Genomic DNA, 13,307 nt, shown 5'->3' with positions numbered 1-13,307 from the left:
CGGTGATGGCTTACCTGGATCACGCGGCGACGACTCCGATGCTCGACGAGGCACTGGAGGCGTACGTCGCTGCCGCCCGCGAGGTCGGCAACGCGTCCTCCCTGCACGCGGCGGGTCGCCGTGCCCGCCGCCGGGTCGAGGAGTCCCGCGAGAAGGTGGCCGCGGCGCTGGGCGCGCGGCCGTCCGAGGTGATCTTCACCGGTGGTGGCACGGAGAGCGACAACCTCGCGGTCAAGGGCATCTTCTGGGCCCGCCGGGGAGCCGCCCCGCAACGCCGTCGGGTGGTCTCCAGCGCCGTCGAGCACCACGCGGTGCTGGACGCGGTGGACTGGCTCGTCGAGCACGAGGGAGCCGAGGTCGGCTGGTTGCCGGTGGACGCCGCCGGTCGGCTCGACCCGGAGGACCTGCGCGCCGAGTTGGCCGCGCACGCCGACCGGGTGGCGGTGGTCACCGCGATGTGGGCGAACAACGAGGTGGGCACCGTCCAGCCGATCGCCGAGTTGGCCGCCGTCGCGGCCGAGCACGGTGTGCCGTTCCACACCGACGCCGTCCAGGCGGTCGGTCAGGTGCCCGTCGACTTCGGCGCCAGCGGTGTCGCCGCGCTGACCGTCACCGGGCACAAGTTGGGCGGCCCGACCGGGGTGGGCGCGCTGCTGCTCGCCCGGGACGTCGCGGCCACTCCGCTGCTGCACGGCGGCGGCCAGGAACGCGACGTTCGCTCCGGCACCCTGGACACCGCCGGCATCGTCGCCTTCGCGGTCGCCGTCGAGAGCGCGGTGAAGGGCCAACAGGAGTACGCGGCCCGGGTGGCCGCGCTCCGCGACGACCTGATCGAACGGGTTCGTCGGGCGGTGCCCGAGGTGATCTACAACGGTGACCCGACCGACCGGCTGCCGGGCAACGCGCACTTCTCCTTCCCGGGCTGCGAGGGCGACGCCCTGCTGCTGCTGCTCGACGCCCAGGGCATCGCCTGCTCAACCGGGTCGGCCTGCTCCGCGGGTGTGGCCCAACCCTCACACGTGCTGCTGGCGATGGGCGCCGACGACGACCGCGCCCGCTCCTCGCTGCGCTTCTCCCTCGGCCATACGAGCACCCAGGCCGACGTCGACGCCCTCATCACGGCCCTCCCGGCAGCGGTAGACCGAGCCCGCCGAGCCGCAGCCCTCCGCACCCCCCGCTAACTGATCCCCCCCCACCCCCCGCCCCGCCCCGCCCGCCCCGCCCCACCCCCGTCCTTGTCGATCAAGGAGTTGTGGTGGGTGACAAAGGCCGTGGTTTATCTCATTCCAGGCACCACAACTCCATGATCGACGTCGGGGGTGGCGGGGTCGGTGCGCGGGGTGGGATGGGGCTGGGGTGGTGGATAGGGTTGTCGTGGGGGACTGGGGTGGGAAGGGAGTGGGCTGATGAGGGTTCTGGCGGCTATGTCGGGCGGGGTTGACTCGGCCGTGGCGGCGGCGCGGGCGGTGGCGGCCGGGCATGACGTGACAGGCGTACACCTGGCGCTGGCGCGCAATCCACAGACCTACCGGACCGGGGCGCGCGGCTGCTGCACCCTGGAAGACTCCCGGGACGCACGACGGGCCGCCGACGTGATCGGCATCCCGTTCTACGTCTGGGACATGGCCGACCGCTTCCACGAGGACGTGGTGGACGACTTCGTCGCCGAATACGCCGCCGGCCGTACGCCTAATCCCTGCCTGCGCTGCAACGAGAAGATCAAGTTCACGGCGGTGCTGGACCGGGCGGTGGCCCTGGGCTTCGACGCGGTGGTCACCGGGCACCACGCCCGGCTCGGCCCGGACGGGCTGCTGCGGCGCAGCGTCGACATCGCCAAGGACCAGTCGTACGTGCTGGCCGTGCTCACCCGCGAGCAACTGGACCGGTCGATCTTCCCGCTGGGCGACGCGACGAAGGCGCAGGTCCGTGCGGAGGCCGCCGAGCGTGGCCTGGCGGTGGCCGACAAGCCGGACTCGCACGACATCTGCTTCATCGCTGACGGCGACACCCGCGGCTTCCTGGCCGGCCGGCTCGGCGAGGCGCCCGGCGACGTGGTCGACGCGAGCACCGGCGCGGTGGTCGGCAGTCACCGCGGCGCGTACGCGTACACGGTGGGGCAGCGTCGCGGCCTGCACCTGGACCGGCCGGCCCCGGACGGACGGCCGCGCTACGTGCTCTCGATCACGCCGAAGACCAACACGGTGACCGTCGGCACCGCCGAGGCCCTGGAGGTGTCCGAGGTGCGCGCCGTTCGTCCGGTCTGGACCGGCGGCGCACGCCCGGACGCGCCGGTCGAGTGCGAGGTGCAGTTGCGTGCGCACGGCGACGTGGTCCCGGCGACCGTCGCCCTCGACGGTGACCTGCTGCACGCCGAGCTGCGCCGGCCGGTCCGCGGTGTCGCCGCCGGTCAGGCCGTGGTCGCGTACCGGCCGGACCCGGCCGGCGACGTGGTCCTCGGCTCGGCGACCATCACCGCCTGACGGCGCGGCACGGGGGTTCGCGGGATAGCCTTCGGCCGTGACAGATCAGGCGTGGCCCTGGCCGGCCGGTGCGGCAACCGGAATTGGTTCGCTGCCCGGCACCGACATCGGCGAGGCACAGCGGGTGGTCCTCGGTGAGCTTCCCGAGCTGCCCCACCTGCCCGAGTTGCCGGCCCGTGGCCCCGGCGCCGACATGATCGGCCGGTCCGCCGGGCTGCTGGTCGAGCTGCCCGTCGAGGTGTACGCCGGCCGGTGGCGGGTCGCCCCACGCCCGGGCCGCGACCTGCGCCGGGCCGCTGACCTCATGGAACGCGACCTGGACCAGCTCGCCGAGCAGGCCGAGGAGTACGACGGCCCGATCAAGGTGCAGGCCGCCGGTCCGTTGACGCTGGCCGCCTCCCTGGAACTGCCGATCGGTGGTCGCCTGCTGCGTGACCCCGGCGCGGTCCGTGACCTGACCGGGTCCCTCGCCGAAGGGCTGCGCGCGCACGTCGCGGCGGTGGCCCGGCGGTTGCCCCGGGCGTCGGTGCTACTCCAACTGGACGAGCCGTCACTGCCGACCGTGCTGGCCGGGCGGGTGCCGACCGAGAGTGGCCTGGGCGCGTACCGGGCGGTCGAGTCGGTGGACGCCGCCGCACTGCTGCGCGAGGTCGTCGACGCGGTGGGCGTGCCGACGCTCGTGCACTGCTGCGCCCCCGACGTACCGCTGGAGCTGATCCGCTCCACCGGAGCCGTCGCGGTCGCCCTCGACCTCGACCTGGTCACCAAACTGGACCCGCTGGGCGAGGCGATCGACGCCGGCCTCGGGTTGCTGGCCGGGGCCGCGCCGACCCGGCCTCCGTCGGCCGGTGGCGCGCCGACCTCCGCGCAGATCGCCGATCGGGTACGTCAGGTCTGGGACCGCCTCGGCTTTCCTCGTCGGCAGCTGGCCGAGCAGGTGGTGCTCACCCCGGCCTGCGGTCTCGCCGGTGCCACCCCGCAGTACGCGCGGGCGGTGCTCGCGGCCTGTCGGGACGCCGGCCGGCGGCTCGCCGAGGATTGAGGTTTCCTGTCGTACCGGGTGGGCAGGATGACGGTCATGATTGGACAGCTGCGTTCAGTGGTGATCGATTGCCCGGATCCCCGGGCGTTGGCGGAGTTCTACGCCGAGCTGCTCGGCGTGCCCATCGCCGAGGGTGAGACGGAGTCCGACTGGGTGGTGCTGGGCGGTCCGCCCGGCCACCAGCCGCGTGTGGCCTTCCAACAGGCGCCCGACCTGCGGCCACCGGCCTGGCCGGACCCGGAGCGTCCACAGCAGTTCCACCTGGATGTGACGGTGGACGACATCGAGAGCGCGGAGAAGGCGGCCCTCGCGCTCGGGGCTCGGCGGCTGCCGGGCGGGGGCGACGGTTTCCGGGTCTACGCCGACCCGGTCGGCCACCCGTTCTGCCTCTGCTGGGACTGAGCCCGACGGGGGTTGCGGCGGCCGGGCATCATGGCCGCCGTGATCCCCACCTCCGCGCTGCGCGCCTCCGGTTCACTCTTCGGCCTCGCCTACGGTGACGCGCTCGGCAAGCCGACCGAGTTCCTGACTGTCGCCGAGATCGAGCACCGGTACGGCCCGACCGGCCCACGTGAGCTGACCGGCGAGCCGGCACTCGTCACCGACGACACCCAGATGGCACTCGCGGTGGGCTGGGCGCTGCACGATGCGCCCTCGCTCACCCCGGAGGCGGTGGAGCCGCTGCTGCGGCAGCGCTTCCTGGCCTGGGCGGTCAGCCCGGACAACAACCGTGCCCCGGGCATGACCTGCCTGCGGGCCTGCGCGGAGCTGACCCAGGGCACGCGCTGGCAGGAGGCGACAGTGGCCGGGTCGAAGGGGTGTGGGGCCAACATGCGGGTCACACCGGTCGGGCTGCTCGACATCGACCTGGACACGCTGGCCGGGTTGGCCCAACTACAGGCCGGGATGACCCACGGCCACCCGACCGGGCTGGCCGCCAGCGAGCTGACCGCGTACGCGGTCTTCGCGCTGCGCGCGGGCGCCACACTGCCCGAGCTTCCCGCGCTGCTCACCGAGCGGGCGCTCGCCCAGCGCCTGGTCTACCGGGAGCAGTGGCTGGGCGACCTCTGGCAGCGTCCCGGTACGCCCTCACCGGAGACGTACATCGCCCGAGGCTGGGACGAGTGCCTGACGGCGCTGGGCCGACTGACGACCGCCCTGAGCCAGCCGGACGACGGCGGCGACCCGTGCCGGGCCACCGGGGAGGGCTGGGTTGCCGAGGAGGCGCTGGCCACCGCACTGCTCTGCGCCATTCGGCACGCCGACGACCCGGTGGCGGCACTGGCCCGGGGCGCGACCACCGCCGGCGACTCCGACTCCATCGCCGCCCTGGCCGGCGCGTTCGTGGGCGCGGCCGCCGGCATGGCCGCCTGGCGGACCGGGTGGATGGACCGCATCGAGTACGCGGACCAACTCGCCACGCTGGGCGCCGCCTGGGACTGACCCCCTGCCTGCCCTGCCCGGCCTCGGCCCTGCCCGGCCTCGGCCCTGCCCGGCCTCGGCCCTGCCCGGCCTCGGCCCTGCCCGGCCTCGGCCCTGCCCGGCCTCGGCCCTGCCCGGCGCTGCCATGCGGGGGTGATCCACTCGGTTTTCTGAAAGTCGCGGTGTCCCGTGGTGTCGGATGCCGCGTTTTGCAGGAAGCCGAGTCGATCACGCCGTCTTTGGTCAGGTGACGGGGTGGTCCGCGGGCCAGGGCGGTCTGGATGACCGGGCAGCGGGCTGGTCAGGGGGTGGGTAGGTGACGCAGGCTGCGGACCTTGCGCCACAGGTCGGCGTCGCAGCGGCCGGCGTGGTCGGCGAAGGCGGCCGAGTTGAGTCGGATCGGCTCGGTCAGGCTGAGGTAGCTGTCGTGCTCCGCGCCGGGGTCCCAGTCCCGGGTGGGGATCCGCACGTGGTCGTCCCGGTCACTCTTGTCCTGGCTGGTGATCTTCAGGACGTCCGCTCCTCGGGAGTCCGCCCGCAGCACCAGGCAGGGCCGTACCTTCGAGCCACTGCCGTCGGCGTACGGCACGTCGGCCCACCAGATCTCGCCCGGTGCCGGGGCCTCTCGCCGGTCGGTGTCCCGTGAGCGGGGCTTGGCGCCCGGTCGGTCGGCGCCGCGCGGTCGAGGTGGGGTGGGCCGACGACCACCGGTGCCGGCCGTGGCACGGCGATCCGGTCGGGTGCCCGAGGGGCGGGTGGAAACCCGGTGCCGCCAGCTGTTCCAGGCCCAGCCCGCACCCACGGCCAGCAGGATCGCCACCGCCCAGAGCAGTGCCTCGCGCATCGCCCAACCTCCTGCCCATTGACGGACGCATCCCCGCCGCCCGCCTCCCGGCGGATACTCCCGCCTCGTGACCACCGGCGGATGTGCCCCGCTCGTGCGTACCGGCGGATGTGCCCCGCCGCCTGCCTACCGGCGGGTACTCCCGCCTGGTGACCACCGGCGGACGTATCGCCGCCTCCTGGCGGCTCGCGGGCCGCGCTGTCCGGCGATCCTCGCACGCCGTCGCCCGTGCCGCCCGCCAACCACACCGCGGGTGCCCGATGCACCGCGGCACCCGGAGGACACCCCTTGATCATTTGATGCTGAGTAGTGGGATCGGCCCGTCGAGAACTACTGAGCATCACGTGATCACGGATCGCGGCGGAGAGGAACGTCGCTGCTTGCGCGGGCGGGCAACGGATTGTCCCACCGGCCCGATACCGTGCCGGAGTAGCGTGATCAGGGAGGTCGCAGGCGTGTCCGAAGGTGGCGGTGTGTCCGAGGAGCAGATCGGTCAGCAGGTCAGCCCGGAGCAGGAGGCGGCGGCCGGGGCTGAGCCGACGCCGCAGGCCCGGGAGCGGCACGCCACGCTCAGCCGGGAGCTGACCGAGCATCAATACCGCTACTACGTGTTGGACGCGCCGATCATCGCCGACGCCGAGTTCGATCGGCAGCTGCGCGAGTTGGAGGCGCTGGAGGCGGAGTTCCCGGGGCTGCGCACGCCCGATTCGCCGACCCAGCGGGTGGGCGGCACGTTCTCCACCGACTTCACCCCGGTCACCCACGCCGAGCGGATGCTGTCGCTCGACAACGCCTTCGCCGACGAGGAGCTGGCGGCCTGGGCCGAGCGGGTCGAACGGGACGCGGGCGGCCCGGTGCCCTACCTGTGTGAGCTGAAGGTCGACGGGTTGGCCATCAACCTGACCTACGAGAAGGGCAGGCTGGTCCGGGCCGCCACCCGGGGCGACGGTCGCACCGGTGAGGACGTCACCGCCAACGTACGCAGCATCCGGGACGTGCCCAGCGAGCTCGCCCCCTCCGCCGAGTTCCCAGACGTCCCGGAGCTGCTGGAGGTCCGGGGCGAGATCTACTTCCCGATCGCCGCCTTCGCCGATCTCAACGCCAGCCTGGTCGAGCAGGGCCGGGCACCGTTCGCCAACCCGCGCAACGCCGCCGCCGGCAGCCTGCGGCAGAAGGACCCGCGGGTCACCGCCTCCCGGCCGCTGCGCCTGGTCGTGCACGGCATCGGCGCCCGCCGGGGGTTCCAGCCCACGGCCCAGTCCGAGTCGTACGCGGCGCTGAAGTCGTGGGGGTTGCCGACAAGTGATCGGTGGCGGGTCGTCCCGGATCTGGCCGGCGTGGCGGCATACATCGCGCACTACGCCGAGCACCGGCACGACGTCGAGCACGAGATCGACGGGGTGGTGGTCAAGGTCGACCCGGTCTCCATCCAGGGCCGGCTCGGTTCGACGAGCCGTGCCCCGCGCTGGGCGATCGCCTTCAAATACCCGCCGGAGGAGGTCACCACCAAGCTGCTCGACATCGAGGTCGGTGTGGGGCGCACCGGGCGGGTCACCCCGTTCGCGGTGCTGGAGCCGGTGCACGTGGCGGGCTCGACGGTCGCCCAGGCCACCCTGCACAACGCCAGCGAGGTGGAACGCAAGGGCGTGTTGATCGGCGACACGGTGGTGGTGCGCAAGGCGGGGGACGTGATCCCCGAGGTGCTCGGCCCGGTTGTCGACCTGCGTCCCGCCGACGCGCGCGCGTTCGTGATGCCCACCACCTGCCCGTCCTGCGGCACGCCACTCGCTCCCGCCAAGGAGAGCGACGTCGACATCCGCTGCCCCAACACCCACAGCTGCCCGGCGCAGCTGCGGGAGCGGGTGTTCCATCTGGCCGGCCGGGGTGCGTTCGACATCGAGGTGCTCGGCTACAAGGGCGCGGGAGCACTACTGGACGCGCAGATCATCACCGACGAGGGCGACCTCTTCCAGCTCGACGCCGAGCAGCTGGCCCGGTCCCCGTTCTTCGTCAACAAGGACGGCACCCTCGGCAGCAACGCGGCCAAGTTGTTGGACAATCTCGTGGTCGCCCGGCAGCGCGAGCTGTGGCGGGTGCTGGTGGCGCTCTCCATCCGGCACGTCGGCCCCACCGCGGCTCGGGCGCTCGCCCGGCACTTCCGCTCGATGGACGCCATCGAGGCGGCCACGGAGGAGGAGCTGTCCTCGGTCGACGGGGTCGGGCCGACCATCGCGGCGAGCCTTCGGGAGTGGTTCGCGGTGGACTGGCACCGCGAGGTCGTCCGCAAGTGGGCCGAGGCCGGCGTACGGATGGCGGAGGACGTGGTCGACGAGGGGCCGCGCCCGTTGCAGGGGTTGACCGTGGTGGTGACCGGCACACTCGCCGGTTTCTCGCGGGATCAGGCCGTCGAGGCCGTGGAGACCCGGGGCGGCAAGGTCAGCGGGTCGGTTTCCAAGAAGACGAGCTTCGTGGTCGTGGGGGACAACCCCGGGTCCAAGGCCGACAAGGCGGTCAGCCTCAAGGTGCCGGTGCTCGACGAGGCCGGGTTCCAGCTCCTGCTCGACGCGGGGCCGGATGCCGCACGGGAGGTCGCTCAACCGGGCGACTGACTCCGCACGTGGCACGGTGCGGCGAGAGGTCGCGTATACCAACTTAATTACGACTACGACCGATTCGTGACTGTCATACCGGGAAACCGGGGGCTGAGGGCGTTTCATTGGGTCACGACGTGCACTGGCACGTCGACGGTCGGTCGGGAGGTGTGGTGGAGGTCGCCGATCCACGCAACTCGCTGCCCCCGGGGCGAGTGGCACCGTTCGCTGCCTTCGTCGTCGGCATCCTGGTGGTGGCCACGCTGACCGCCGCCGTTCCACTCGCGACGCTGCCCGGTGAGGTCTCCGGGCTGCCGGTCGCGTTCTGGACGATGGCCGCGCTCGCCGTGCTCTGCGACGCCCGCCCGTTCGTCCCGCCGGGGCGCCGGCAGACCTCGGCGGTGTTCCCCTCCACCTGCTTCACCTTCGCGATCCTGCTGGGTTGGGGCCTCGGCCCGGCGGTGGCGGTGCAGGCGGTGGGTGTCGTCGTCTCGGGCTGGCGGATGCGGCACGCCGCGTGGCGGACGGCGTTCAACGTCGGTCAGTACGCGTGCGCGCTCGCCGCCGCGTACGGGGTGATCCTGCTCGGTCCGGGCACCATCTTCTCCGGCGGACGGTTGCACTGGACCGACGTGGCCGCCGTCGGCGGCGCGACGCTGGCCTGGTTCGTCGTCAACTACGTGTTGGTCAGCTGGGCGGTGCGGCTGCGCTTCGGGGACCGGTGGTGGCCCACCCTGCGGCAGGGGCTCGGCTTCGAGTTGCTCTCCACCGGCTCACTGCTGCTGCTCGCCCCGGTGCTGGTCGCGGCCGCGCGGGTCAGCGCGGCGCTGATCCCGCTGGTGCTGGTGCCGCTCTTCGCCGTCTACCGGATGGCCCGGCTGACCGTCGAACAGCAGCACCTCGCCGCCGCCGACCCGCTGACCGGCCTGCCCAACCGCAAGGCCCTGTTGGCCGAGGTGGCGGAGCAGGTGCACCTGCATGCCGAGCGGACGGCCCGTGGCGGACCCGACGGGCAGTTGGCGCTGCTGCTGATCGACCTGGACCGCTTCAAGAACGTCAACGACGCCCTCGGCCACGCGGTGGGCGACCGGCTGCTGGTCGAGGTGAGCGCGCGGCTCACCGACGTGCGGCCCCGCCCTCAGATGATCGCCCGGCTCGGCGGTGACGAGTTCGCCATCGTGATGACCGGGTTGACCGACGTCGCTCAGGCCCGGGAGTTGGCCGACCAGGTGGTCCAGGCGTTGGCCGAGCCGGTGCCGCTCGACGGGCTTCCGTTGGACGTGGGCGGGTCGATCGGGATCGCCCTCTTCCCCGAGCATGGCGAGGACTTCGCCACCTTGATGCGCCACGCCGACGTGGCCATGTACGACGCCAAGCACCGCAACGACACGGTGGCCGTCTACGCCCCCGAGTCGGACCACAACTCCGCCGAGCGTCTGGGCCTCCTCGCCGATCTGCGCCGGGTGCTGGAGTCTGGCCCACCGGTCGTCGAACCCTCCGACGCCGACCCTGCCATGCAGGGCGAGCGGGCCGACCGGAGTGAGCGGGCCGACGAGCGCGAGAGGGCCGGGCAGGCCGAGTGGGCAGACCAGGGCGAGCAGGGTGAACGGGCCGAGCAGGGCGAACGGGCCGACCAGGGCGAACGGGGCGATGGGAACGGCCGGCACGCCGTACCGGATGAGGTTGGCGCGGAGCGGGCGGTCGGCGTACCCCTCAGTGCCACGGCCGAGGTGCGCGGCGGTGACGGGGCGGCGCTGCCCACCGGGGCCGCGCCACACGCGGACCCGGCGCCGGCGGTCGTGACGGCACCGCCGCCCGGTCGACGGTGGGGGCGGCGTCGGCGCGGCGACGCGGAGTTGGCGCACGCCGACGAGCTGATCAAGCGGATCGCCACCGGTGCCGACCCGATCCGGGGTCGCAACACCCGCGCCACGGTCGGCGGCGACCGGCCGGGCCTGGCCGGGGAGCGACGCGCCGGGTTCGGAAACGACAGGCGGTCGCCGAACGGAAGCGCGGTCGCCGCGATCGGCAACGGTGGCCTCGGGCCGCGGCAGGACATCGGGCCGGGCGCACCAGGGCGACCGCTCGAACCGACGGGGTGGGCGCACGCGGACGGTGGGCCGGCCGACGACGCCGGGGAAATCACCATGTACTACCAGCCGCAGATCGCCATCGCGACCGGCGAGGTGGTCGGTGTCGAAGCCCTGCTGCGGTGGCGACACCCGCGGCGGGGCATGGTCGACCCGGAGGAACTCATCCGGGTCGCCGAGCAGAGCGCCGTGATGCGGCTGCTCACCCGTCGGGTGGTCGACGACGTGGTGGAGCAGCTCGCCAGGTGGTCGGCGGCCGGCATCAGCCTGCGCGCGGCGCTGAACGTGAGCGTGCGCGACCTGCACACCGGCGAGATCGCCGACCAGATCGCCGACCGGCTGGCCCGCTACGGGGTGCCCGCCGAGCGGCTACAGGTGGAGATCACCGAAGGTGCGTTGATGGCCGACCCGCGCCGGGTGCTGGCGACCATCTCCCAACTGCACCGGATCGGGGTGGGTATCGCGCTCGACGACTTCGGCACCGGCTACTCGTCATTGCAGCACCTGCGCAGGCTGCCGTTGTCGGAGGTGAAGGTGGACCGGTCGTTCGTACTCGGCATGGCCGACGACGCCGACGACGCGGCGATCGTCCGGTCGATGATCGAGTTGGCCGGCGCTCTGGGGCTGCGGGTGGTGGCCGAGGGCGTCGAGGACGAGCGGACCTGGCGGATGTTGCACGCCGCCGGTTGCGACGCGGCGCAGGGCTGGTTCTACGCTCGGCCCATGCCCGCCGCGGAGCTGGTCACCTGGCTGGCCCGGTACCGGCCGGTGCGCCCGAGCGGCGGGCACCCGCAGGCCGACGTCACGCGCCGCCCCGCCCGCTGACGCGGCACGGGGGTCGGCGGAGGGGGAGTCCGGGGACGCGGCACCGGAGCGGAACAATAGACTCGCTCCGGTCACCGCGCGTCACGCTCCAGTCGTCGCGTGGCCGGCACACCGCCCGACCAGCAGGACATCAGAAGGGGGCACGGATGGCCGCCATCTCCCGCGAGGAGGTCGCGCACCTGGCGCGCCTGTCGCGGCTCGCCGTCACCGAGGAGGAGCTGGACACGTTCGCCGGCCAGCTCGACGTGATCCTCCAGGCGGTCGCCCAGGTCGGCGAGGTCGCCGCCGCGGACATTCCGCCGACCTCGCACTCGGTGCCGTTGACCAACATCTTCCGCGAGGACGTGGTCACGCCGTGCCTGACCCCGCAGGAGGCGCTGTCCGGCGCGCCGGATGCCGAGGACCAGCGGTTCCGCGTTCCGCGGATCCTGAGCGAGGACGTGGCCTCATGAGCGAGCGCCAGCGAGCGAATCAGCAGTGCAGCGCCGTGGTGCCTCATGGCGTCGCGGAGCGAAGCGGAGTGACGGCATGAGCGATTTGATCAGAATGACCGCGACGGAGATCGCCGCGCTGGTAGCCGGCGGCGAGACCTCCGCCGTCGAGGTGACCCAGGCACACCTGGACCGGATCGCCGCGGTCGACGACCGGGTGCACGCCTTCCTGCACGTCGACAGCGACGGCGCGCTCGCCGCGGCCCGCGCGGTGGACGAGCGCCGCGCCGCCGGCGAGGAGTTGGGCCCGCTCGCGGGTGTGCCGGTCGCGGTGAAGGACGTGCTCGCCACTCGGGGCGTGCCGACCACCGTGGGGTCGAAGATCCTGGAGGGCTGGCGCCCGCCGTACGACGCGACGATCGTGCAGCGGCTGCGCGAGGCCGGCACGGTGATGCTCGGCAAGACCAACATGGACGAGTTCGCGATGGGCTCCTCCACCGAATACTCGGCGTACGGCCCGACGCACAACCCGTGGGACCTCAGCCGGATCCCGGGTGGGTCGGGTGGTGGCAGCGCCGCGGCGCTGGCCGCGTACGAGGCGCCGCTGGCGATCGGCTCGGACACCGGCGGCTCGATCCGCCAGCCCGGCGCGGTCACCGGCACCGTGGGCGCGAAGCCCACCTACGGTGGCACCTCCCGCTACGGGCTTGTCGCCTTCTCCTCGTCGCTGGACACTCCCGGCCCGTGCGCCCGCAACGTGCTCGACGCCGCTCTGCTGCACCAGGTGATCGGTGGGCACGACCCACGGGACTCCACCTCCATCCCGCAGCCGGTGCCGGACGTGGTGGCGGCGGCGAGGCTCGGCGCGACAGGTGACCTGACCGGCGTACGGCTCGGCATCGTCAGCGAGTTCGTCGGCGAGGGCGCCGAGCCGGGCGTGATGGCCGCGTTCCGCGAGTCGGTGGACGCCCTGACCAAGATGGGCGCCGAGGTCGTCGAGGTCTCCTGCCCGACGTTCGCGTACGCGCTGCCGGCGTACTACCTGATCGCCCCGAGCGAGTGCTCCTCCAACCTGGCCCGGTTCGACGGCGTCCGGTTCGGCCTGCGGGTCGGCGACGACGGCAACCGGTCGCTGGAGGAGGTCATGTCGTTGACCCGGGAGGCCGGCTTCGGCCCGGAGGTCAAGCGCCGCATCATGATCGGCACGTACGCGCTGTCGTCGGGTTACTACGACGCGTACTACGGGCAGGCGCAGAAGGTCCGCACGCTCATCACCCGGGACTTCACCGCCGCGTTCGAGCGGGTCGACGCGCTGATCTCGCCGACCACCCCGTTCACGGCCTTCCCGATCGGTGCCCGCACCGCCGACCCGTACCAGATGTACCTGGCCGACCTGTTCACCATTCCGACCAACCTGTACGGCGGGCCGGGCATCTCGGTGCCCTGTGGCCTGTCCGACGGGCTGCCCGTCGGCCTGCAGGTGATGGCCCCGACGCTGGCCGACGACCGGATGTACCGGGTCGCCGCCGCGTTGGAGTCCGCGATCGGCACGTTCACCCCACCGGCGCTGTGAGGCAGGAGC

Annotated in this window: 10 protein-coding genes; 9 read left to right on the top strand and 1 reads right to left on the bottom strand. The window is 73.0% G+C overall.

The genetic code is table 11. The annotated features are described in order from the left end of the window. The first annotated feature begins 5 nt into the window (after positions 1–5). From ACGFIQ_RS02930 to ACGFIQ_RS02910, 5 genes are all read left to right on the top strand, one after another. Positions 6–1,181, top strand: a complete 1,176-nt coding sequence (locus tag ACGFIQ_RS02930; protein ID WP_393238247.1) for a cysteine desulfurase family protein — start codon at positions 6–8, stop codon at positions 1,179–1,181. Between the two features lie 225 nt (positions 1,182–1,406). Next, positions 1,407–2,480 carry a tRNA 2-thiouridine(34) synthase MnmA gene (gene mnmA / locus ACGFIQ_RS02925; protein WP_393238244.1) on the top strand — a complete coding sequence of 358 codons (1,074 nt, stop codon included), beginning with the start codon at positions 1,407–1,409 and terminating at the stop codon, positions 2,478–2,480. 37 nt (positions 2,481–2,517) lie between these two features. After that, positions 2,518–3,522, top strand: a complete 1,005-nt coding sequence (locus ACGFIQ_RS02920) for a methionine synthase (RefSeq protein WP_393238241.1) — start codon at positions 2,518–2,520, stop codon at positions 3,520–3,522. A gap of 36 nt (positions 3,523–3,558) precedes the next feature. Beyond that, positions 3,559–3,924 (top strand): VOC family protein, encoded by a 366-nt coding sequence (locus tag ACGFIQ_RS02915; protein WP_393238239.1) that lies wholly within the window; start codon positions 3,559–3,561, stop codon positions 3,922–3,924. A 30-nt stretch (positions 3,925–3,954) separates the two neighbouring features. After that, positions 3,955–4,965, top strand: coding sequence for an ADP-ribosylglycohydrolase family protein (locus ACGFIQ_RS02910; protein ID WP_393238237.1), 1,011 nt, complete (start codon positions 3,955–3,957; stop codon positions 4,963–4,965). Positions 4,966–5,245: 280 nt separating this feature from the next. Here ACGFIQ_RS02910 and ACGFIQ_RS02905 read toward each other — a convergent pair whose 3' ends face one another. Beyond that, on the bottom strand, positions 5,246–5,788 hold the full coding sequence (locus ACGFIQ_RS02905) for a type II toxin-antitoxin system PemK/MazF family toxin (protein ID WP_393238234.1): 543 nt from the start codon (positions 5,786–5,788) through the stop codon (positions 5,246–5,248). Between the two features lie 473 nt (positions 5,789–6,261). Here ACGFIQ_RS02905 and ligA point away from each other — a divergent pair, with 473 nt between their 5' ends. From ligA to gatA, 4 genes are all read left to right on the top strand, one after another. Then, the gene (gene ligA / locus ACGFIQ_RS02900) at positions 6,262–8,397 is read left to right on the top strand and encodes an NAD-dependent DNA ligase LigA (protein ID WP_393238231.1); all 2,136 of its coding nucleotides are present in this window, start codon (positions 6,262–6,264) and stop codon (positions 8,395–8,397) included. A gap of 155 nt (positions 8,398–8,552) precedes the next feature. Continuing rightward, complete coding sequence (locus ACGFIQ_RS02895; RefSeq protein WP_393240323.1) at positions 8,553–11,294, top strand: EAL domain-containing protein; 2,742 nt, start codon at positions 8,553–8,555, stop codon at positions 11,292–11,294. Between the two features lie 146 nt (positions 11,295–11,440). Next, entirely contained in the window at positions 11,441–11,746 is a 306-nt protein-coding gene (gatC, locus tag ACGFIQ_RS02890; RefSeq protein WP_053659512.1) for an Asp-tRNA(Asn)/Glu-tRNA(Gln) amidotransferase subunit GatC, read from the top strand. Positions 11,747–11,822: 76 nt separating this feature from the next. Beyond that, positions 11,823–13,298 (top strand): Asp-tRNA(Asn)/Glu-tRNA(Gln) amidotransferase subunit GatA, encoded by a 1,476-nt coding sequence (gene gatA / locus ACGFIQ_RS02885; RefSeq protein WP_393238228.1) that lies wholly within the window; start codon positions 11,823–11,825, stop codon positions 13,296–13,298. Positions 13,299–13,307: the final 9 nt, after the last annotated feature.

It is taken from the genome of Micromonospora sp. NPDC048898 (assembly GCF_043198035.1).
Lineage (GTDB): Bacteria > Actinomycetota > Actinomycetes > Mycobacteriales > Micromonosporaceae > Micromonospora.
Note: the sequence above shows the minus strand (reverse complement) of the source record. Positions and strands in the feature narration are given on the sequence as shown.

Bases quoted from the DNA above. Each gene is read 5' to 3' on its own strand.
- ACGFIQ_RS02930 (WP_393238247.1), top strand. From the start codon at position 6: ATGGCTTACCTGGATCACGCGGCGACGACTCCGATGCTCGACGAGGCA.
- mnmA (WP_393238244.1), top strand. From the start codon at position 1,407: ATGAGGGTTCTGGCGGCTATGTCGGGCGGGGTTGACTCGGCCGTGGCG.
- ACGFIQ_RS02915 (WP_393238239.1), top strand. From the start codon at position 3,559: ATGATTGGACAGCTGCGTTCAGTGGTGATCGATTGCCCGGATCCCCGG.
- ACGFIQ_RS02910 (WP_393238237.1), top strand. From the start codon at position 3,955: ATGGCCGCCGTGATCCCCACCTCCGCGCTGCGCGCCTCCGGTTCACTC.
- ACGFIQ_RS02905 (WP_393238234.1), bottom strand. From the start codon at position 5,788: ATGCGCGAGGCACTGCTCTGGGCGGTGGCGATCCTGCTGGCCGTGGGT.
- gatC (WP_053659512.1), top strand. From the start codon at position 11,441: ATGGCCGCCATCTCCCGCGAGGAGGTCGCGCACCTGGCGCGCCTGTCG.
- gatA (WP_393238228.1), top strand. From the start codon at position 11,823: ATGAGCGATTTGATCAGAATGACCGCGACGGAGATCGCCGCGCTGGTA.